This window comes from Halomonas sp. SpR1 (genome assembly GCF_031010175.1).
In the GTDB taxonomy this organism is placed as follows: Bacteria; Pseudomonadota; Gammaproteobacteria; order Pseudomonadales; family Halomonadaceae; genus Vreelandella.
Genome location: NZ_JAUAMB010000040.1, coordinates 15484 through 37947, shown reverse-complemented (window position 1 = coordinate 37947; position 22464 = coordinate 15484). Strand labels below are relative to the sequence as shown.

Sequence of the window (22464 nt, the reverse complement as noted above, 5' to 3'; positions counted from 1 at the left end):
CTCTCCTAAGACCTGAATCGGTATCCCATGGATGGGTTAACACAAGCTTAGTTGAGCCTTCATGGCACGACACTTTTAGTTATAAGCACTAAGCTTATTTCTTTTCTCTTTACGCTAGGCCGCTTTGTACAACGTTGCTTTGCGTTTACTTTGCGGAACTAAGCTTCTATTACTAGCAGCGCCCCTCTTGGACAGCCATTATATTACAGCCGCCGGATGTCCAAGATGAGTCCCTTTGACGCACCAATTACCCTAGTACCAATCACCCTAGTGAGGCGCAGTAGCGAAATAAGGCTATCGCGACATTATAACAACGCTGACCATATAGCCGGTGTACGCGATAAATAGCGCTAGCAGAATCCCCCCTTCCAAACGATTTATACGACGTGGGCGACCCCGCCAGGAGAATGCAAACAGGATCATTAGCAGCGTCATGCCGGTCATCACACTCCAGTCGCGCACCAGCACTTCGCGCCCCGCTTCAATAGGTGCAATCACCCCCGCAAGCCCAACGACCGCCAAACTGTTAAACAGGTTAGAACCGACCACATTCCCGAGCACCATATCGTGTTCCTTGCGACGCAAAGCGGTGATAGAGGATGCAAGTTCGGGCAGAGATGTACCAATGGCTACCACGGTCAGACCAATAATCAAGTCGCTCACACCGAAGCGCAGCGCAATTTCAACGGCTCCCCATACCAGCAGACGCGAACTGGCGATTAACAGCACCAGCCCCACCAGCGTCCACATAATGGCTTTACCCCGCGACATCGGCTTGCTGTCCAGGGTTTCTGCCACTTCTGCGACGATTGAATCTTCGGGCTGATTACGAGAACGCAAAATACTGGCAACAATAAAAACAACCAATGCCAGTAAAAGACCAATGGCCTCCCAACGCGCGACGAAACCATCGAGCAGTATCAAGCCTGTTGCTAGCATAACCAGCATCAATATCGGCATCTCTTTACGGATAACGCTAGAGTGAACCGAAAGGGGCGCGATAAGCGCGATCAAGCCGAGTATCAGACCGATATTGGCAATATTGGAACCGTAGGCATTGCCGACCGCCAAGCCTGGATTGCCGTCCATCGCCGCCAGTACCGACACCATCATTTCCGGCGCTGAGGTACCAAACCCGATAACCAACATCCCGATCAACAGGGGCGACAAGCCAAGCCAGCGCGAGGTTGCCGCAGCGCCGTCGATAAACTTCTCGGCACTCCAAACCAGTAGGATCAAGCCAAATACAACCGCTAATGTGGGAAGCAACATTCCATTTCCTTCATGACATAATGATTGTCACAGTTTGCAGATTTTGTACCTACGTACCACTTCATAGCGACGGCAGTTAGGTGCTATTAGTAGCCATCCAGACCTCTATACTGCGACACTTTAATGAGGAACCAACCTGACAGAAAAGTACGCGGCCATTATGATCGAATTTAACTGCTCGTCATTACGCCGCAGCATCGTTGTCTAAACTAACGCTTTGGTCAAGCGGCTAGGCTACGTTTTTTAAAACTGTTTCAGCGACATAGGCTTGCTAAAATGCGCATTTAGCAGCCTAATCCGCCACATCCTAGTAGCTTTGCTAGGGGTTCGCACTGAGAGTTTTGTTTTTTGCTTCCACAACGATTGATTAAACGCCGTACACTACCGGTCAACGCTCCCCTCGTTGATCGCTTGCCACCTGAGGCTAGGACTCAGCGGCGGCGTTTGCGTGCCTGTCATGAGTGCGACTGGGTATCGGCACTGCCACCGTTAAACTCAGGTGAAAAAGCCAGTTGCCCGCGCTGTTCACATGTTTTGGTTAAACGCCATCGCTATCCAGCACAGCGCAGTATGGCTCTGGCCATTGCCTCACTTGTTGCGCTTATGGTAGCGGTGTCGTTCCCATTTATCAGTTTCACGGTCAGCGGGGTGAGTAACCGTATTGAATTAACGCAGACCGCCACCACACTGATTGGCTTTCATCAGCCGGTGGTTGCTATCGCCGTCATTATGACCATTGCGGTACTCCCCGCGGTTTATCTACTGGGTGTCCTTTGGCTTCAGTTTGGGTTACTCCGCGATCGTCCTCTGCCCTTTAGCCGTGATATCGCACGCTCACTGGCGCACTTAACGCCGTGGATGATGGCCGATGTGTTCATTATCGGTGCACTGGTGAGCCTGATAAAAATCGCCGGCTTGGCCGATGTTACAATAGGCATCTCTTTCTGGGCGTTTTGTGCTTTTGCACTACTGCTACTGATGACAACCCAGTCCCTGGATGCCGACTGGATGTGGTTCTCGTTAGAGGGAGAACCACTGGCCCCAGAAGGTACGCAAACAGGACTTCCTGCTGGCGATCAAGGTCTGACCGGCTGCCCAACCTGCGGGCTAATCAACCGGCTATCGCCCCAGGGTCGTGGTCACTGCGTTCGCTGCAATGAAAAGCTTCATCAGCGACTGCCGCATAGTTTACAGCGCACCTGGGCACTTCTCGCCGCATCGGCCGTTATGTACATTCCTGCCAATGTATACCCCATTATGACGACCACTAGCCTGGGCAGCTCCTCACCTTCAACTATTATTGGTGGCGTGGTTCAACTGATCCAGATGGGCTCCTGGCCAATTGCTGCGGTTATTTTTATTGCCAGCGTGATCGTTCCTGTGGGCAAGTTGGTGGCGTTAGTCTGGCTATGCTTAGTGGTTCGACGTAGCAGCGTATTAAACGCCCAAAGCCGCACGCGACTGTATCGCCTAACGGAATTTATTGGACGTTGGTCAATGGTCGATGTTTTTGTGGTGGCCATATTAGTGGCACTGATTCGCGCAGGCTCATTGATGTCAATTACCCCAGGCCCGGCGGCACTCGCTTTTGGCTCGGTGGTTGTATTAACCATGCTGGCGGCGATGACATTTGATCCGCGCTTAATTTGGGACACCCCGCTTCCACCTCGTCACTCCCTTTTTCGCCGTAAAGCGGCCACCAAGGAACCTGTTGATGGCTAATGAAACAACACCGTCTAATACCAATCCGACAAACGACCAGGATCTTAATAAGGCCAAGACCTCACGCCAAACCCGGCTCTCCCCCATTTGGGTCGTGCCCATCGTCGCGATTGCCATTGGTCTATGGCTGGTTTATGACAACTACGCCAGTCGCGGCACGCTGGTGACGCTGACTATGGAGAATGCTGAGGGTATCGAAGCGGGCAATACACTGATTCGTAGCCGCAACGTAGAAGTCGGTCGCGTGCAGGGGGTACGCTTGTCCGACGACCTTTCCCACGCGGTGTTGACCGCCCGTATCCAGCCTGAAGTTGAGGATATGCTCCGCGAAGACACCCGCTTTTGGGTGGTCAAACCGCGTATTGGCCGTGAAGGCATCAGCGGATTGGGAACGGTGCTCTCTGGTGCTTATATTCAGCTTGAGCCGGGCACAGCGGAAGCATCACGGCGTGAATTCCCCGTTAGCGATATCCCCCCTGTTGCGCCCGCCGGCCAAGCGGGGCTGCGTCTTAGCTTGACGAGCCAACTGGGTAACTCACTGCGGGTAGGTGACCCGGTCTCTTACCAGGGCTATACGGTGGGGCGTATAGAAGAGAATAGTTTTGAGCCCCTCTCACGCACCATGCAGCACCAGGTGTTTATTGAGGAGCCGTATACCAATTTAGTCACCGACAGCACGCGTTTTTGGACGTCCAGCGGCATCGACTTTCGCTTAGACGCCGACGGTGTGCGCGTTAACGTTGAATCCATGGAGGCACTACTGGGCGGCGGTGTTACCTTCGGCGTACCCGAAGACCTGCCCATGGGACAGCCGGTTGAAGCCAATACACGCTTCACCCTGTATGCCGATGAAAACGCCGCCCGAGAAGGTACCTTTAATCGCTATCTAGAGTATGTGCTGCTGGTAGACGAAACCGTGCGCGGACTCTCAAAAGGAGCACCGGTAGAATTTCGCGGTGTGCGATTGGGCACCGTTGCTGCCGTGCCCTGGAATTTTACCGCACCACAGCCCGACTCACGGGCCCGCTTTGCCATCCCCGTACTTATTAGGATTGAGCCTCAGCGCCTGGGTATTGAAAACAGCGATATTGATCTCGAAGAGTGGGAGGCTCGTTTCCAGCGCATGTTCGGTCTGGGGCTGCGCGCATCGTTAAAGAACGGCAATCTGCTAACGGGCGCCCTGTTTGTCGACTTAAACTTTCAGCGCGACCTGGCCGATGAGTATGTAGCCGAGCGCTTCTCGGATCGCTCAGTGTTCCCCACTGTGCCTGGCGGCTTTGCCCAGATACAGGCCCAAGTGACCAATTTACTTGATAAGCTAAACGCCCTTGAGATTGAGCCGCTGCTAACCGGTTTAGATCGTAATTTACAGGCTTCCGAGCAAATGCTGAATGAAGTTCGCGAAGTGAGCACCTCTCTGAACCAGTTGCTCAATGACCCTGAAACTCAGGCCGTTGGAGGAAACCTTAACGCGACGCTGGATGAGCTACGCAGCACGCTTCAAGGCTTATCCCCGTCATCGCCGGCTTATCAAGAGCTGACAACGGCCATTGAACGGTTGGATCGCTTGATGCGTGACCTACAGCCACTCACTCGCACGCTCAACGACAACCCCAGAGCACTGCTGTTTGATAATTTGGATGCTCAAGACCCCATTCCACGCGCGCCACGAGATTAAGGAGCTAACCATGCTCACATGGATGAGATGTTCACTGCTGCTGATCTGCTTGTTGCTATCTGCCTGCGCCAGCAGCGTCACGCCCCCTGCTCGCTATATGCTGCCGAGCGACCCGCTGGCTAACACACCTCGCCAGCCTGAGGGCACGCTTATAGTGAACTCCCCTCGGCTTGCCCACTACCTGGATGTCGACGGCATTGTGATGCAGCTAGACGACATTACGTTGAACGCCGCTCGGGAACATCAGTGGGCAGAAGGGTTAGGCAGGCAGTTAGAACGCAAACTACGCGCCAATCTAGCGCAAGCGCTGCCAACGCTTAGGGTTATGCGTGTGGAAGGCGAACAGCCCAACGCCTTGACCCTGCGCCTGAGCGTTGATCAATTCCAAGGTCGCTTTGACGGTGTCGCAGCGGCTAGCGGCCAATGGCAATTGCTTAACGCTGCCGGTGAACTGCTAGCGATGGAAAATTTCTACACGGAAACGCCCCTTGCAGAGGATGGCTACCCCGCTCTGGTACGCGCATTAAGTAACAGCTGGGAGCAGGCCGCCAAGCTTATCGCCAACGAAATACGTCAGGGTGATTATTTTGATTAATCAGCGCTTTTCTAAACGTGGTTTGCTGCACTACGCTTAATGCTAATCCTCTCTGGGGTGTGTACATGACAGATGAACCGAACCAAACGGCTGAAGTGCCGGCAGAACAACTGCGCGATGCCATTAACGCCCTGATGGAAACAGTAACGGCGCTGATGGAGGGCGAAGCCTCTCAAGGGGTCTTTGAAACAGCTTTAAATAGCCACGACGCCCTTCGTGATCAGTTAGCCCCGCGCACATCCGACTCCGCCACACTGGCCGCGCTCCAGCGCATCGAGCAATTTATTACCGTTCAAGCTGGGCACTACTATCAAACGGTTAGCGATGAATTTGATGAACAGCAGAATGGCCACTTTATAGCCCTCTTTGCGCGGCAGCTACTGGCGCTAGACGGCGTTGGGCCAGCCACTGCGCGCCAACTCTTTCAGCTGGGTATTTTCACCCCTGAGCACTTTTTTGCCTTAACGCCCAAACAGGTGGCACAACTGCAACTGCCGTCCGCTACCTTAGCTCGGTTAATTCCACTACATGCCCAGCATCCATCACTAACACGTAACAGCGAAACAAGCTGACATTGCATAACCGTGTTACAATGCCCAGCTTATTACTGACACGTGTTCCTAACGCCTAGGTTTACTGGTGTGTCCGTGCACATCAGATGATAGTGCCCCTGGGCGCTATCTTCTTCACGTCTCCTGTCATCCACGGCTAACCAATGACCATCGCGGCATACTGAATTATCTGGCACACTTCGCTGCCGCGAAGGTGAATCAACCTCGCTTTTTGAACATTACACCTAGTGATAACAACCACTTAACGGTATTAATTCACTAGGTGATTGCGGAGAACGCATGAGCTTTTCTGAACTTGGCCTGCACGCCGACTTGTTACGCGCTGTCACAGCGCAAGGTTACACCCAACCATCCCCGATACAACGACAGGCCATCCCCGTCGTCTTAGAAGGCCGCGACATGCTGGCCAGCGCCCAAACCGGCACTGGTAAAACCGCTGGCTTCACGCTACCAATGCTGCAACGCCTAAACACCGGCAAACGACCTGGCAAACGTCAGGTACGTGCTTTGGTGCTAACTCCCACCCGTGAACTTGCCGCTCAAGTCGGCGAAAGCGTATCGACCTATGGCCAACACTTGGCACTGCGCTCCCATATTATTTTTGGCGGCGTCGGCCAACAGCCTCAGATCGATGCCCTAAAAGCGGGTTTGGATGTACTCGTTGCCACCCCAGGACGCCTGCTGGATCTCCACCAGCAGGGACATGTGGATCTCTCCTGCGTTGAGATTTTAGTGCTTGATGAAGCTGACCGTATGCTGGATATGGGCTTCATTCACGACATTAAACGCTTGCTGCGCCTGGTGCCTAAAAAACGTCAAAACCTGCTGTTCTCAGCAACCTTCTCTAACGAGATCCAAACCCTGGCGCAACAGTTGCTGGATAACCCGGCGATGATTGAAGTCGCGCCGCGTAATGCCACTGCCGATAAAATTGAGCAGTCGATTTACCGCGTTGATCGCGAGAAGAAGCGCGAACTGCTGGCTCACTTAATTCAGCAAAATGGCTGGTTCCAAGTACTGGTATTTACGCGTACCAAACATGGCGCTAATCGCCTCGCGGAGCAGCTCTCCAAACAGGACATTCCCTCCATGGCGATCCATGGCAATAAAAGCCAGGGAGCTCGCACGCGCGCGTTGACGGCATTTAAGAGTGGCGACCTGCAGGTACTGGTGGCCACGGATATCGCTGCTCGTGGTCTGGATATCAATGAGTTGCCCCACGTAGTCAACTTTGACCTACCCAACGTAGCGGAAGATTACGTCCACCGCATTGGCCGTACCGGACGCGCTGGCAGCAATGGCGAAGCCATCTCGCTGGTGTGTGTCGATGAAGATGCTCTGCTGGGCAGTATTGAGCGGCTCATCAAACAGAAACTGCCAAAGCACATAGTGCCTGGCTTTGAGCCCGACCCCAGTATCAAACCCGAGCCTATCGAGAATGGTCGACGCAATCAGCGTCAGCCGCGTGCCAAGCGTAACCCCGAAGGCCAGAGTGCCAATGCCGGTGGTGAGCGTAAACGCCGCGTGCGGCGCTAGCTCAAAGCGCAGGAATATGCGAAGGTGTCGCCTTCGCATATTCCAAGCCGCTGTTTTCAGCAGCTATTTCAGCCAACACCTTTCACGGAGTGATTATGGCGTCTTCTCAACTGATAGCCGAGTACCGCCAATGGCTGACGTTTCAACGTCAAGAGCAGCTCAGCCGCGAACATCAAGGGATCGTGCAGCGCTTAGAGGACGCCCGTGCGTCAGCTAACCAAGTCGTTCAGGCCTACCGCAGCATGGCTGAAAAGGCCTCGATTGAAGGCGCTTGCTACCGCACGATTTTCTTGCGCCAACGGGATGACAACCATGCCCTCCCCTGCGAAGGCTGGCTGTTTGTGCGCCGCGTACTTAGCGAAGGCAACAGTACTCGTGTGCGTGTCACCCTGCTTGAAACCTTCACCCTTGAAGATGGCATCTTGGCGCCAGGTGATAAGCCTGCACGTAAGCTAACGTTAGAAATATTCGACCAGTTGAATATGGATAAAGGGATGCGCACTAACGTTAGAGTTGATTGCTTGGACACCCCACAGGATTACCACTTCATTACGCTACTTGATGCCGTTCGCGGAGACTTGCGCCCGCACCTAAAGTAAGCGTTGGTATTAAGTAAGCATATATATGGCATCGCGTCGTTCGATTACGTTTATTTTGCTAATGGTTGTGGTGGGGCTAAATCTACGCCCCGCCATGTCTTCGGTTGCCCCTTTACTAACTCGCCTACAGGAAAGCGCAGGGCTTTCAGCTAGCGCCGCGGGTCTGCTCACCACGCTTCCCGTGCTGTTTTTGGGCCTCTCCGCGCCGCTTGCCCCTGCGCTGGCTAAACGCATAGGCAGCGAACGGGCGCTGAGTGCGGCGCTGTCACTCCTGGCAACAGGGCTGATTTTGCGTGGCTTGCCACTCCCAGGCGGGCTCTTTATAGGCTCGGCGATGGCAGGCTGTGCAATTGGCATTGGTGGCACCCTGCTACCCGCCTTGGTTAAGCGTGAACTTCCCGACAGTGCCGACCTGCTCACTGGCTTATACACCATGGCACTCTGCTTAGGAGGCGCTTTAGGTGCCGGGCTCAGCGTTCCACTGACCCAACTGCTGGGCAGTTGGCAGGCAAGCTTAATGAGCTGGTCACTGTTAGCACTCTTCGCGCTGCTGCTTTGGCACTTTCAAATGCCCCGTCCTACGCGGGTCACCGCTCGGTTGACAAAAAAACAGCTGGGCAACATGCCTACACCACCCCAAAGCGGTATTTTACGACTACTTAAGCTGCCGCTTACTTGGCACATCATGCTCTATATGGGCATTCAGTCTTCCATGGCATATATCGTATTTGGCTGGCTACCAACACTGCTGGTTGATCGCGGTTACAACGAGGCGGATGCGGGTTGGACCATGGCAATTTCGATTATGTGCCAGCTAGCCTCCGCACTAGGTGCCCCCTGGCTTGCGCGCATGGGCCGTGACCAGCGTCCCGCGCTGCTGCTTGTGCTGCTTAGCACCGCCATTGGTCTGTGGATGCTGCTTATCGCGCCCTTAATTTGGAAATGGCCCGGCGCTGCACTACTGGGTATCGGCCAAGGCGGTAGCTTTAGCCTGGCGCTAAGCCTCTTGGTCTTGCGCACGGCCAACTCCCGGCTTGCCGGCCAGCTTTCCGGGCTGGTACAGGGCGGCGGTTATACACTCGCAGCGCTGGGGCCTTTTGGTGTGGGGGTTATGCTGCAAGCAGGCGCCAACACATCACAAATCGCTTGGCTTTTGATCGCCCTGATCATCGTTTGCTGTGGCTTTGCGCTACTGGCGGGTCGTAATCAGCGCCTGGACGATCAAAACGGTGAACTATTGGTACAGCGTGTTACGCCCACTGTTTGATTAGCAGGTTTCATCTAAAGCCCCAGGAGATGGCGATGTCCCCCTACTCCCCTCTAGCAGAGAGCGTGCCCACCCAAGAGCGTATCTTGGTCATCTACACGGGCGGAACCATCGGAATGCAACAGCATGCCGATGGGCTTGCGCCTGGTGGCGATTTTACCATCCGCATGGCGACGGCCCTTAACCAGCTACCGCTTGCCCAGCAGCAATCCCTTCCACCTTACGAAGTTATCAGTTACACCACGCTGATTGACTCTAGCGCGGCCACCCCGCTCACTTGGCAACAGATCGCCAGGGATATTAACGACCAGCTAACGGCCTACGCCGGTTTCGTGATCATTCACGGCACCGACACGCTCAGTTGGACCGCTGCGAGCCTTGCCTACCAACTTCAAGGATTGGATCGTCCAGTGGTGGTGACAGGCTCCATGCGGCCACTGGAATCGCCCGGCAGCGATGCCTTGGACAATTTGCAAGGTGCACTGCAGTTCGCTGCTAAACCTATGCTACAGGAAGTGGCTATTTACTTTGCCGGGCAATTACTGCGGGGCTCCCGCGCTATTAAGCAGCACAGCGAAGCCGCCAACGCCTTCGCCAGCCCCAACTACCCGCTGCTCGGCGAACGGGTAGGTGATGATTTCATTTACTACCTCAGCCGCGGGCTTGGTCTGCAGCAGCGTGGTGCGCCACGTTTCGAGCTTCCCGACTACCGCCTGGTCAATCAGGGAGAGATCGTTCGCATCGCTCTTTGGCCGGGCATAACAGCGTGGCAGCTAGAGGCGTGGCTGAGTGATTCGCGTGTTAAAGGCGCTTTGCTTCAGCTCTGGGGCGCTGGCAACCTTCCCAACGCCGCTAATTTGCTTGACGTACTCGCCAGAGCCAGTGGCGAAGGCAAATTACTCGCTGCCATTAGTCTGTGCCCGCAGGGTAGCGTCCACCTTGGTGCTTACGCAGCGGGACACGGCCTTAGCGATGCAGGAGTACTCGCAGGCGATGATATGACTCCAGAGGCAGCTTTCACCAAGCTGGCCCACTTACTGGCACAACCACTCACGCTGGAAGATCAGCGTCAGCGCTTTTTAACGTCACTCGTCGGTGAACGTTAATCAAGCAAAAGCTATGTGTGCTGGCGTAGGCTGAGAATCGAGCTATGTTATAAGGATCAATCTAACCGTTTGAAGGAGCAACAGATTATGGAAAAACCAGTGCATCATTTCAGCGAACTATTCGAACAGCTGGGCCTAGCTTCTGACCCGGATTCGATAGAGCGCTTTATCCAGCGCAATGCTCCGCTCCCGGAAACAATGCCATTGGCTGAAGCCCCCTGCTGGAACGAAGGTCAGGCAGAATTTCTAAAAGAGGCCGTTGATGAGGATGCCGACTGGGCAGAGGTGGTCGATCACCTTGATGCTTCCATGCATAAGCCCCAATAAGCTCGACGACTTAATGAACGTTGCGCGCCGCCTCTATGCGGCGCCTGAACCATGCCCCTGCCAATAACAGCAGGGCCAGCGCAATCAATGGTAGCAGCACATCAAATTGCAGCGCATTCTCCTCCTCAATTGCCTCCAAAGCACCATAAATCGCACTACTATAGACCCCCCACTTCACCGCTAAACCAAGTGCTGCAGCCAACAAATAAGTCTTGAGGGAAATACCACGCAGACCTGCCGCAAAATTGATAACCGAGTGAGGAAAGCCAGGCAGAATTCGCATGGCACACTGGGTCATTAAGTCGCTACGTTGCTCCAGCATATCCATCACCTTCAACGTCAGACCGCTAGGAGCCCAGTTTCTTCCAGCGCGCGCGGCTATTTGATACGCTCCCAAAGCGCCGACCACACTGCTTAGTGTCAGCATCGCTGTGGCTATAATCGGTGGGTAAAAGGGTGCAATTAACCACAGCCCAATACTGCCGGGAAGTCCAATGGCTAAGGTAACAGCCATAATCACCATAACCGCTATAATAACGACAGGGTGATGCGATGCCTGGGAAGCCCACTGCTTCACCACCATCAAATCTGGCGAATACCAAAGCCACACATAAGCCAGCATGGCAAAAAATGTAAACCCTAACGCCCAACGCCAAGGGTATCTGGGTGGGCTGTTCATTCAAACCTGCTGATCATTCAAACGCGCCTCTACACGTTCAAGAATTTGTCGACTGACTTTTCCGACGAGCGGCTTGGCCGCTTTGTTAACGGCTTTCTCCATTAAGCGGTTGCGAATTTCATAGCTTAGCGTCAACGCTACTTCGGTACCTTCTGACACCTCGCGAAGACGGTATCGCCCCTGGTTCTTCACACCGTCCAACGATTCCCAAGCCAGCACATGGGGCGGCTGGATCTCGGTAACCATGACATCAAACGCCCAGTCCATGCCCACAGCGCGTACGTGCCAGCGATAACGGTTTTTGCCCAGGGTTTCTATTGAACGAATCAGATCCGAGTAATCGGCAAAATCTTCGACACGGCGCAATAGTTCAAACACCCTTTCGGGCGGAGCGTTAATGATTTCACTATGTTCAATCGTTGCCATTGGTTCGCCTCTAACAGCATGGATGGATAGCGTAGCATGTTGATATTAATGCTGCCCGCCTACTGAGTGATCGCAGCTGGTGATCTGTCATATCATCTGGACGCTGCACGTGGTGTTGCATAATTGGCCATCCCCATAGGCGCTAGAACTGGCCAGATTAACGGCTATTGCGTAAACTGCCGCTCTTCCGGACCGGACCCCGGAACGCCGCGCCAGCTGAACGCTGCTCGCAATTAATAAATTCTCCGACAAAGAGTGTTTTCTCATGTCATCAACACCCCCAGTGGCTGCCGATACAGCCACCACGACTGTCGTTATCTATTCCGGTGGAATGGACTCTTATACCGTGCTTCACCGCGCGCTGCGTGAAGGCCTTACCGTACACGCGCTTTCGTTTGACTATGGTCAGCGGCATGCCCGCGAACTCGATACTGCACGCCAAGTATGCGCTTCGCTGGGGCTGCCCCATCAAGTGGTCGATATTCGTGCGATACACGGATTGATTGATAATTCAGCGCTCACCAACCCAGACCAGGCAATGCCCCAGAGTGACTACGACGCGGACAATCTGCGTTCCACCGTGGTGCCTAATCGTAATATGATTCTGCTCTCCCTGGCGATTGCCAAGGCCGTCAACATTGGCGCAGGGCGAGTCGACTACGGTGCCCATGGCGGCGACCACGTGCTCTACCCCGACTGTCGCCCCGAATTCGTCGAGGCCATGAATCAAGTAGCGGGTATTGCCAACTTCGAACCGGTAACGCTACACGCCCCCTATTTATACACCAGTAAGGCCGACATTTTGCGCGAAGGCCTCGCCATGGAGTTGGATTACGCCCAGACCTGGACGTGTTATGAGGGCCGTGAACTCGCCTGCGGCGTATGCGGCAGTTGCCGCGAACGGCTGGCCGCCTTTGCAGCCAACGGGGTCACCGATCCATTGGCTTACAGCGTAGACAACGCAGCAGGTCAGCGCTGATGTATCAGGTCAAAGAAGCGTTTTATACCCTGCAGGGGGAAGGTGCCCAAGCGGGCAGAGCGAGCGTGTTCTGTCGTTTCAGCGGCTGCAATCTGTGGTCAGGCCGTGAGGCTGATCGGGCAACGGCTAAATGTACCTTTTGCGATACGGATTTTATTGGCACTAATGGCATCAATGGTGGCAAGTTTGCCACCGCCACGGCCCTGGCCGAGCATATTGCTGCGCTCTGGCCCAGCCAGAACGACAATGCGACGCCCTATGTGGTGTTTACCGGCGGTGAGCCCTTGCTGCAGCTTGACGCAGCGTTAATTGCCACTCTACATAGCCATGGGTTTGAGGTGGCTGTCGAAACCAACGGCACACTGAAGCCGCCCCCTGGCATTGACTGGCTCTGTGTAAGCCCTAAGGGCAGCAACCCCCTGGCCGTTACTCAAGGCGACGAGTTAAAGCTCGTTTACCCTCAGGCCGAGGCTCCCCCGGAACAGTTTTCGCGCCTTGGTTTTCGCCACTTTTTTCTCCAGCCGATGGATCTTATCCCTCTTAATCAGGATAAGAGCACCGTCGCTGAGGCAACCGCCTACTGTATGGCCAACCCCCAGTGGCGTTTATCGCTGCAAATGCACAAATTAGCAGGTTTTGATTAATGTCCCTATTTGTTCAACAACTGACCCATATTGATGTCTCTCTCTGGTGTTCCCAGCGCGGCTTAGTCGGCTGTAGCTGGCAGGTAGACGCAGTGCTCGATGGCGAGCTTGGTGAAGATGGCATGCTGTTTGACTTTGGTGAAGTTAAACCGTGGATCAAACGCACGCTGGATGGCGGACTCGATCACACCCTACTGGTGCCTACTCAAGCACCTGGGGTCACGGTGACGGAGTGCCCTGAAGGTGTATGCGTACGCACCACCACCCCCTACCCCATGGAAGTGCGCGGCCCAGAAGAGGCCTTTAGCCTGCTTCCATGGCAGGCTATTGAGCTCGACACGGTCGCCGAGCATTTAAGCCAGCAGCTCACCGAACAGCGCCCTGAGAATGTCCACCAAGGGACCCTGACGCTTAGCGAAGAGAGTATCGATGGCGCTGCCTATGGCTACACGCATGGACTAAAACGCCATCTTGGCAACTGCCAGCGTATCGCCCACGGTCACCGTTCACGGCTACATATTTTTCAGCAGGGGAACCGGCAACCTAAACTTGAACAGCAATGGGCCGCATGGCTGGATAATCGCTATTTACTCGAGGAAGCTGACGTCACCTCCCGGGATACCGACTTCCTTACCTGTAGCTATCGGGCCGCGCAAGGTGACTTCTCCATTACGCTGCCCCAGTCGCTATGCGCAGTGCTTCCCGGCCCCACCACGGTAGAAAATATTGCTGCCTGGCTGGCAAAAGAGGTTGCCACGCAAAGCGGCGTCCCCACACGCATCCAAGCGTTTGAGGGCATCAACAAGGGCGCAACTGCCATATTTTCGCCGGGTGCTGTACCAAGCGCTATGCCAAGTGACAGGCCATGAGTGAAGGGTGTCGTGCGGGGTGTGGCGCCTGCTGCATTGCGCCCTCAATTACTTCCGCCATACCCGGCATGCCAGAGGGCAAGCCGGCGGGCGTTCGCTGTGTTCAATTAGACGCAGATAACCTCTGCCGCCTGTTTGGCGACCCAAGCCGACCCAGGGTTTGCGAGCGTTTTAACTTTGACGCTAGTGTGTGTGGCGAGCGCCGGGAAGAGGCGCTCGTCACCTTGACGTGGCTGGAGCAGGACACCCGCTAAAAAGTGTCCTGCTTTAGCTTATCAACCCTCAGCGCCTACCGGTCGCGGCAAACGGCGATCCAACAAGCTAATCCAGCGGGTTAGCACCGGGGCATCACTGTGGCTGACTTCACTCAACAGCTGTCTAAAACTCTCTTTGGCCTGCTGATCGTTGGGTTCAATACGCGTCAACCATAGCTCAAGAGCCGCTAACTCCTGGTGGCGATTGCCGTGCTCGCGGGACTGGTTAATGGCCATTTCAGCCAGTGCTTTAACTTCATTGGCAGGATGCCCCAAGAGATCACGCACCTTGGCGAGCTGGGTAGCCAATTCGGGCAAAAACAGCGTCGTACGCTCGCGAGCAATCACCAGGCACTGGTCAAGGTAATCCTCGGCGGCGTTTAACTCGCCCAGCTCAATGCAGGCATCAGAGTACCATAGCACTGGCCGCTGGTAGCGGTCGCGACCATTCAGCTCCGCCATTTGATCCAGACTATCGCGCAACTGAGTCAGCCCAGTAGTATCGCCTGCCAGAGCACGTTGCCAGCCGAGAATACATTGGCTGGAAATTTGCCACAGCTGTAAATCTGGCGTTCCAGTCATTGCTGCTGCCCGCTCCGCATGCCGTGCGGCCAAGTGGACGTGTCCTAGCTGACGATAGAGCGCAGCGGCAAATAGCAGCGCCAACGCCAACGTGCCGGGGTGGGCAATCTTCTCCGCCAGCCGAATCGCCGCCGACACCTGACGCTCGGCACGCTGATAATCACCCCGTAGGCATAGCGCCCAGCCTTGGAAACAGGCAGCAGAGACTTGCGGGTGATCGGAGAACGGCAACCACTCGATCATCATCTGCACATTGAGCGGATCGATCTCATCCAAATGGTCGTGAGCCTGTTGAATGCGACCGGCCCAATACTCGCAGTTGGCACGGGCATAGTCGGCCAAACGACGATAGCGAGGATCTTCAAGACGCGCGGCGATATCGGCGAGAGTCGAAGCCAATGCAAAAGCATCCGCATGGGCATAGCGCTGGCTACGCCCCACCCAAAGCCCCCACTTAACCAGGAATATCTGCTCAAGATCTTCCGGGTCTTCCAGACTATCGGTACCCGATTCGCGCAGCAGCTCCCGTGCACGCACAAAGCTTTCGTGAGCGGTTGGCGAACCGTGACCTTCTAATGAGAACGCCGCCTGACCGCGCACGGTGAGCAGGCTCACTTCACGCTCAATCTCATGTTCAACATGGCGCAGACTCGCCAAACCAAAATCGGCCATACGCAAAGCGGTTCGATTGGCGCTCACCTTAAGCGCTTCACGGGCAGCCAGTTCGAAATAGCGAGCGCCACGAGCATAGTGGCCGCTGCGGCGCAGATGGGTGGCAAAATCCCCGGGGTGGCGACTAATCCACACCGGGAAGCGCTCCTCTATCAAGGTCACCACTTGCTGGTGTAGCTTGACGCGCACATCCCGAGGGCAGGAAAGGTAGGCCGCTTCTTGCAACAGCTGATGGCTAAACTGAAATTCGTGCTCACCGCTCTCTTTATCGACCGGCTCAACGATCTCGAGCACACGCATATGTTCAAGCGCTTGGTTAAGCCGCCCTTTTTCCCAACCGCTGCACTCCAGCAGGAAATCCAGCCGGAAGCGCTTACCCAGCACTGCCGCTACATGAGCAATTTCGCGGTCACCCTCAAGCTGATCGATGCGGCTAGCCAGTAGCCCTAACAACCCTTTGGGCAGTTCATCGAACTGAACGCTGCGCCCTTCGCGACGATCCATATCCAAGCGACGACAAATCTCCTGCATATAGAGCGGCACACCATCGCAGCGCTCAATAATCTGGTTGCGTAGCCGGGGGCTCAGATGAATACGATAGCGCCGTGAAAGCTGTGACAATAGCCGCGAGGACTGCTGCGTATCCAGATTGCCCAAGCTAATCTGCTGATCCCAATGCAGCTTCACCGGCAGCAGTTCTCTGCCATGGTGGCTGGCCACCAGCATAAAGGCAGTGTTGATCGGCAGACGTGCCTGCAGCCCGGCGAGCACTTTAAAGGAAGGCTCATCCAGCCACTGCAGGTCGTCGACCATCAGCACCAGGGTATGAGTAGTCGCTTGGCGCTCGATTAAGCGGTGTAGCAACATCACCACCAGTTCGACCGCTTCGCCGCTCTGGGCAAGTTGAGAGATCTCCTGAACCTCATGTACCCCAAGCGCTTCTTCCAACAGGTGCTGCCGCTCGAGTGTATGCTGGTCAAGTTCAAGCGTCGCCTGTAGCTCGTGAATCGCCTCAACGGTCAACGGTTGCTTGAGATACCAGCCAACCAGGGTGCGGGCAACGCCGTAGGGATCCAACACCGACAGCCGAGTGGTAGGCTGCCAGCAGATAGCCGCATCGCGACTGAGCTCTAATTGGCGAAAGCCGACCATCAGCGCCGACTTGCCCATGCCAGAGGCACCGCGAACCAACACGCTTTGACGCAAACCTATACCTGCCCGCGCCAGCGCATCGCGCAGGGTACGCAGTGAGGTTTCACGCCCCACCAGGCTAGGCGGCAGCGCATCTCGGCCGCCTTCGTTTTGTCCCAGCACCAAAGCACGTAAACGTACGCGACCGTCGCTGGCCACTAAACGCGACACCAGCCGTGGCTGGAGATCAAGCGCTGGCGGCATGTGCTGACTGGCCTCTTGTGAGATGACCAGTTCACTGCCTTCGGCGGCGCTCATTAGTTCCAGCGAGGTTTGGGTAACTTGCCCCAGGGGATCCGCCAATTGCCGCTCGGGCAGGTAGACAACCTGCCCACTGTGCAAACCCGCCGCCAGCTCAAATTGCGGCACTTCCTCTTCGCCAGACCAGTGACGGGCGCTCTCTTGGGGAAGCGCCTGACGGCAGTGCTCATACAGCGCAACCAACTCAGCCAACTGGTGAGCAGGCCCATGGGTACCGAAACACGCCAACCCCAAGCCCCCGGTGGCGCCAGGCAGCCAAAAGCCCCCCAAGTGATGGCACTGCTGCTCTAACCAGCGCAGTAACTCTAACTGCAGAGTAAGGCAGTGTCGGGTCGCTGCTCGGTCTTGGCACTCCCCTTTCAAGCGCAGCCGGATAGCCATCACCGAGAGCTGACGCAGCTCAATTTCATCTTCACGCAGTGGTTTGCTGTCCGACGCCAGCGCACGGGAAAAGGCCCCTTGGGGGCTCATCATGCGGGGGTCGTGGTGACCATCGGACCAATAGCTCGCTAGCTGCAAAAAGCTCGGCTCGGGCTGCTGGCCTGACAGCGCCAGTAACTGTAAGTAGCTATTGTACTGCTCGTGAGCGGCAGCCATCTGGTTCTGTTCAGCAAGCTGGCGCACCAGGCGCTCATGAAATGGACCATAGCCTGAAAAGCGACTGACCAAGGTTTCCAGGATCACATCCGGTACATCGCTATGGCCGTCGAGCACCTGTTCAGCAAAGCGAATGACGCGCTGGCGCCACTCATTACGCACTTGGACTAACCAGCGCTGAAATTCACTACAGTTTGCCAATTGAAGCTCTTCAATCAGGTCTCCTTGGTAGCAGGACATCAGTGCTTCCAGGGTGTCCAAGTCCCGCGGGCCTTCAAGCAGTTGCTGTAGCGTATGCAGATCGACTTTCCAATGGGCAGGGAGCTGGAAGGCTATCGTCTGCCGGGAGACACTCAACACTTGGTCGGCGTTCTCACCAAGCGACTGGCGCAGACAGTGCAGCGCATGACGTAGGTTAGTCCTGCCCGAGGATAACCCTTGGTCGGGCCATAGCAATTCGGCCAACGCGGCGCGGTTAACCGGCTGGCGGTGCAGCAGTAGATAAACGAGCAGCGCCTTCACTTTGTCGTAACTAAAGTGAGTTAATACATCTTCGCCCTGGGTAAGCGAAAAGTGACCAAAGAGCGTTAACTGATCTGTTTCACGAGCATCGCGCATGATAAACATCCTGCCAGACTAAGCGGTTTAAGCTGGCACACCGCTATGAAATCGAAAAGCCGTATCGGGCGAAGTAATCAGCTCCGCTTCACGCGCTACAAAAAAAGCGATTCGCTCATCAATTGAGTCCGATGTCTGCTGGCGAGCCAGTAACAGATAGTCCTCAAAATGACGGCCTTCTGACTTCACCAGAGTACGATAAAACTTGGCAAGCTCTTCGTCTAAATAAGGAATCAAGCAAGCGAAACGCTCGCAGCTACGTGCTTCAATAAGCGCGCCGATAATTAATACATCAATTAGCCGTTCGGGGTCATTGCTACGCAAGTGTCGTCTAAGGCCTTCCGCATAGCGCGAAGCGGTTAAATGCTGGTAAGCCACACCACGTGCCTCCATGAGGCCAACGACCTGCTCGAAATGGAGTAGTTCTTCCCGGGCCAACTGCGACATTTTGCTCAGAAGAAGTGGCTGATCTACGTAGCGATAGAGCAAGCTCATTGCCGTAGAAGCGGCTTTTTTCTCACACTGCGCATGGTCAATCAGCAGCGTTTCCGGGTTTTCTAGCGCCCACTGCAGCCATGCTTCAGGGGTTGCGCAGGCTAAAAACCGGTGCAAACTTTCCGGCAACAGATCATCCCCTTTCACCGCGTGATCAGCCGCTTGCAGGGCATTCGCATGTGTCGAAGGCTGTGACATACCAGGTTGTATCAACATAACACCATCACCAAGCTTACATCTCACTATTGTACAACATATAAGTGCGCAAGGCGCTTATAGTTCCCTGTAATATTGCGTTCTTCATACCCTGCATCGTCTATCACTAATGTAGTTAAGCGTTTAAAAATGCTCCACACACTTTTACTCAATACGCTTGCATAAGCACCACAGCAGTAAAGCGGCTCTAAGGTTATAAAGTGAGGAGTATGGTAACGCGCTGTAACGAGAATCACACCCGCGCAGCGGTAAGTTAGCTTAGAAGTGGAAAAAAACTTTCCTGGTTTTGAGCCAATTGACTAATAAAAATCGCTTTTTTGACCCGTTTAAATCGTGGCATCAACATAAAGTACAACAGCCGTCTCTGCTTGCCAGCTTAACATTGTCGACAGTTTGCCGTAGAATCGCAGCCATCCAACCACACGCTGTTTGTCAAGCGTATGTCATATGTGATCGGCCCCACTTCACAACAACTGCGCGGCCAACACCGTGCAACGTGCAGGCCGTCACCATAAAGTAAATGAAACGTGAATGAGAGGGCCCCAACGTGCTTGAAGCTTACCGCCAACATGTCGAGGAACGTGCCGCTGAGGGCGTCCCGCCCAAACCGCTAACCGCCGAACAAGTAGCCTCTCTGGTTGAGCTACTGAAAACGCCACCGGCCGGTGAAGAGGAGTTTATCCTCGATTTAATCACCAACCGCGTACCCCCCGGTGTTGACGAGGCCGCCTATGTAAAGGCAGGTTTTCTCACCGCCATTGCCAAAGGTGAAGCCAGCTCTCCACTGATCGACAAGATTCATGCAGTTAAGCTGCTGGGCACGATGCAGGGTGGCTACAACATCGTTTCAATGGTTGAGCTACTTGATAATGAGGAGCTGGCCAGCGAAGCAGGCGAGCAGCTCAAGCACACACTGCTGATGTTCGACGCCTTCCACGACGTGGAAAGCCGCGCCAAGAACGGTAATAGCGTTGCCAAGGATGTGATTCAATCCTGGGCCGACGCCGAGTGGTTCCTGTCTAAACCGGCGCTGGCTGAAAAAATCACCCTAAGCGTGTTTAAAGTTCCTGGCGAAACCAATACCGACGACCTCTCTCCCGCGCCGGATGCCTGGTCACGCCCGGATATCCCGCTCCATGCTAATGCCATGCTTAAAAACGAGCGTGACGGCATTGAGCCTGTGGTTCCAGGTACCACTGGCCCGCTCAAACAGATCGAAGAGGTAAAAGCCAAAGGCTTCCCGGTCGTGTATGTGGGTGATGTTGTCGGCACCGGCTCATCGCGTAAGTCAGCTACCAACTCTGTTCTGTGGTTCTTTGGCGACGATATCCCCTACGCCCCAAACAAGCGCGCTGGCGGCTTCTGCTTTGGCAGCAAAATTGCCCCGATCTTCTTTAATACCATGGAAGATTCAGGCGCCCTGCCGGTTGAGATGGACGTCACCAATCTGAATATGGGCGATGTCATCGATGTTTATCCCTACGCGGGTAAAGTGTGCAAGCATGATAGTGATGAGGTCATCACCACCTTTGAGCTTAAAACGCAGCTGATTCTGGATGAAGTACGCGCTGGCGGCCGTATTCCGCTGATCATTGGTCGCGGGCTAACCGGCAAGGCACGGGAGTCGCTGGGCCTACCCACCTCTGACGTTTTCCGCCTCCCTGACCAGCCAAAAGATACCGGCAAAGGGTTCACTTTGGCCCAGAAAATGGTCGGCAAAGCGTGTGGCATGGACGGCGTTCGCCCCGGCATGTACTGCGAACCCAAGATGACCACCGTTGGTTCACAGGACACCACTGGGCCGATGACCCGTGATGAGCTGAAAGACCTTGCCTGCCTGGGCTTCCAGGCAGATCTGGTCATGCAGTCGTTCTGTCACACCGCTGCTTACCCGAAGCCGGTGGATGTAGATACCCACCATACGCTGCCTGACTTCATTATGAACCGTGGCGGCGTTTCGCTGCGCCCTGGCGACGGCATCATCCACAGCTGGCTTAACCGCATGCTGCTGCCGGATACGGTTGGCACCGGCGGTGACTCGCACACCCGCTTCCCGCTCGGCATCTCGTTCCCGGCCGGTTCAGGCCTGGTAGCGTTTGCTGCTGCCACCGGCGTTATGCCGCTGGACATGCCGGAGTCAGTGCTGGTTCGCTTTAAAGGCAAGCGCCAGCCTGGCGTAACCCTGCGCGACCTGGTTCACGCCATTCCACTCTACGCGATTAAGCAAGGCCTATTGACCGTTGATAAATCCAACAAGAAAAACGCCTTCTCGGGGCGCGTGTTGGAAATTGAAGGCCTGGAAGACTTAACCGTTGAGCAAGCTTTTGAACTTTCTGATGCGTCTGCCGAGCGCTCCGCCGCAGGCTGTACCATTACCCTCTCTGAAGAGAGCGTTACCGAATACCTGAAGTCCAACATCACCCTGTTGAAGTGGATGATGGCCAACGGTTACGGCGACGAGCGCACCATTAGCCGTCGTATTGAAGGCATGGAAGCGTGGTTGGCCAACCCCAGCTTGATGCGCGCCGACCAGGATGCCGAGTACACCGAAGTTATCGAAATTGACCTGGCTGAAATTAAAGAGCCGGTTCTCTGTGCGCCGAACGACCCGGACGATGCGCGCCTGCTGTCTGAAGTAGCAGGCCAGAAAATCGACGAAGTCTTTATCGGCTCATGCATGACCAACATCGGCCACTTCCGGGCTGCGGGCAAGTTGCTTGAGAAGCAGCCTGCCGGCAGTTTAAAAACCCGGCTGTGGCTGGCACCACCGACGAAAATGGATCAGCATCAGCTGACCGAAGAAGGCTACTACGGCATTTACGGCCGTGCCGGTGCCCGCATGGAGATGCCGGGATGTTCACTGTGTATGGGTAACCAGGCCCGCGTTGCCGCTAAGAGCACCGTGGTGTCTACGTCTACACGTAACTTCCCGAATCGCTTGGGTGACGGTGCCAATGTGTACCTCGCCTCTGCGGAACTGGCGGCCGTTGCCGCAGTAGAAGGACGCCTACCCAGTGTTGAAGAGTATCAACGCTATATGGGTGAATTTGACGCTATGGCGGGCGAGATTTATCGTTATATGAACTTTCACGAGATTGAGGAGTATCAAAAGATCGCCTCAAACGTGATTCCGGTCGCTCAGGAAGCTTAAGCTTGTTAAGCACTTGAGAGAGACCGCCCCATCGCCGATGCTCGCACCATCGCAGACGATGTGACCCGTCGCATCTTCTGAGTCGATGACCGAACGCCCCGCCACTGTTCTACAGGGCGGGGCGTTTTTTTTTGCACGGCCCGGTTAGCTGCCTAT

General features: G+C 55.1%; 19 protein-coding genes. 14 read left to right on the top strand and 5 right to left on the bottom strand.

Annotated elements, in window-relative coordinates; genetic code table 11:
* Positions 1-294: 294 nt before the first annotated feature.
* Positions 295-1272, bottom strand: coding sequence for a calcium/sodium antiporter (locus QT231_RS20780; RefSeq protein WP_308338714.1), 978 nt, complete (start codon positions 1270-1272; stop codon positions 295-297).
* Between the two features lie 348 nt (positions 1273-1620).
* Between QT231_RS20780 and QT231_RS20775 the strand changes: the two genes are divergently transcribed.
* The 9 genes from QT231_RS20775 (at position 1621) to QT231_RS20735 (ending at position 10674) form a co-directional block, all read left to right on the top strand.
* A complete protein-coding gene (locus QT231_RS20775) occupies positions 1621-2994 on the top strand; it encodes a paraquat-inducible protein A (RefSeq protein WP_308338713.1) in 1374 nt (457 codons plus the stop codon).
* The gene (pqiB, locus tag QT231_RS20770) at positions 2987-4672 is read left to right on the top strand and encodes an intermembrane transport protein PqiB (RefSeq protein ID WP_308338712.1); all 1686 of its coding nucleotides are present in this window, start codon (positions 2987-2989) and stop codon (positions 4670-4672) included. The genes QT231_RS20775 and pqiB overlap by 8 nt, the downstream gene beginning before the upstream one ends.
* Positions 4673-4682: 10 nt before the next feature.
* Positions 4683-5267, top strand: coding sequence for an ABC-type transport auxiliary lipoprotein family protein (locus QT231_RS20765; RefSeq protein ID WP_308338711.1), 585 nt, complete (start codon positions 4683-4685; stop codon positions 5265-5267).
* A gap of 65 nt (positions 5268-5332) precedes the next feature.
* Positions 5333-5839 (top strand): hypothetical protein, encoded by a 507-nt coding sequence (locus tag QT231_RS20760; RefSeq protein ID WP_308338710.1) that lies wholly within the window; start codon positions 5333-5335, stop codon positions 5837-5839.
* Between the two features lie 279 nt (positions 5840-6118).
* Positions 6119-7375 (top strand): DEAD/DEAH box helicase, encoded by a 1257-nt coding sequence (locus tag QT231_RS20755; protein ID WP_308338709.1) that lies wholly within the window; start codon positions 6119-6121, stop codon positions 7373-7375.
* 95 nt (positions 7376-7470) lie between these two features.
* Positions 7471-7974: a hypothetical protein gene (locus QT231_RS20750; protein WP_308338708.1), complete on the top strand. Its 504-nt coding sequence runs from the start codon at positions 7471-7473 to the stop codon at positions 7972-7974.
* Between the two features lie 25 nt (positions 7975-7999).
* Positions 8000-9241: an MFS transporter gene (locus QT231_RS20745; protein ID WP_308338707.1), complete on the top strand. Its 1242-nt coding sequence runs from the start codon at positions 8000-8002 to the stop codon at positions 9239-9241.
* Between the two features lie 29 nt (positions 9242-9270).
* The gene (locus tag QT231_RS20740) at positions 9271-10347 is read left to right on the top strand and encodes an asparaginase (protein WP_308338706.1); all 1077 of its coding nucleotides are present in this window, start codon (positions 9271-9273) and stop codon (positions 10345-10347) included.
* An 87-nt stretch (positions 10348-10434) separates the two neighbouring features.
* Complete coding sequence (locus QT231_RS20735; RefSeq protein ID WP_308338705.1) at positions 10435-10674, top strand: DUF2789 domain-containing protein; 240 nt, start codon at positions 10435-10437, stop codon at positions 10672-10674.
* 10 nt (positions 10675-10684) lie between these two features.
* Here QT231_RS20735 and QT231_RS20730 read toward each other — a convergent pair whose 3' ends face one another.
* Positions 10685-11353 carry a VTT domain-containing protein gene (locus tag QT231_RS20730; protein WP_308338704.1) on the bottom strand — a complete coding sequence of 223 codons (669 nt, stop codon included), beginning with the start codon at positions 11351-11353 and terminating at the stop codon, positions 10685-10687.
* Positions 11354-11779, bottom strand: coding sequence for an SRPBCC family protein (locus tag QT231_RS20725; RefSeq protein ID WP_308338703.1), 426 nt, complete (start codon positions 11777-11779; stop codon positions 11354-11356).
* A 265-nt stretch (positions 11780-12044) separates the two neighbouring features.
* Between QT231_RS20725 and queC the strand changes: the two genes are divergently transcribed.
* Genes queC through QT231_RS20705 form a run of 4 tightly spaced genes read left to right on the top strand, consistent with a single transcriptional unit; the run spans position 12045 to position 14525 of the window.
* On the top strand, positions 12045-12758 hold the full coding sequence (queC, locus tag QT231_RS20720) for a 7-cyano-7-deazaguanine synthase QueC (protein ID WP_308338702.1): 714 nt from the start codon (positions 12045-12047) through the stop codon (positions 12756-12758).
* On the top strand, positions 12758-13402 hold the full coding sequence (queE, locus tag QT231_RS20715; RefSeq protein WP_308338701.1) for a 7-carboxy-7-deazaguanine synthase: 645 nt from the start codon (positions 12758-12760) through the stop codon (positions 13400-13402). The genes queC and queE overlap by 1 nt, the downstream gene beginning before the upstream one ends.
* Positions 13402-14271, top strand: a complete 870-nt coding sequence (locus tag QT231_RS20710) for a 6-carboxytetrahydropterin synthase (protein WP_308338700.1) — start codon at positions 13402-13404, stop codon at positions 14269-14271. The genes queE and QT231_RS20710 overlap by 1 nt, the downstream gene beginning before the upstream one ends.
* Complete coding sequence (locus QT231_RS20705) at positions 14268-14525, top strand: YkgJ family cysteine cluster protein (protein WP_308338699.1); 258 nt, start codon at positions 14268-14270, stop codon at positions 14523-14525. Before QT231_RS20710 ends, QT231_RS20705 begins: the two co-directional genes overlap by 4 nt.
* Before the next feature lie 21 nt (positions 14526-14546).
* Here QT231_RS20705 and QT231_RS20700 read toward each other — a convergent pair whose 3' ends face one another.
* On the bottom strand, positions 14547-18446 hold the full coding sequence (locus tag QT231_RS20700; RefSeq protein WP_308338698.1) for an AAA family ATPase: 3900 nt from the start codon (positions 18444-18446) through the stop codon (positions 14547-14549).
* 27 nt (positions 18447-18473) lie between these two features.
* Positions 18474-19157 (bottom strand): tRNA-(ms[2]io[6]A)-hydroxylase, encoded by a 684-nt coding sequence (locus QT231_RS20695; RefSeq protein ID WP_308338697.1) that lies wholly within the window; start codon positions 19155-19157, stop codon positions 18474-18476.
* Positions 19158-19704: 547 nt separating this feature from the next.
* On the opposite strand from QT231_RS20695, the gene acnB reads away from it, so the two are divergent.
* A complete protein-coding gene (gene acnB / locus QT231_RS20690) occupies positions 19705-22308 on the top strand; it encodes a bifunctional aconitate hydratase 2/2-methylisocitrate dehydratase (protein ID WP_308338696.1) in 2604 nt (867 codons plus the stop codon).
* Positions 22309-22464: the final 156 nt, after the last annotated feature.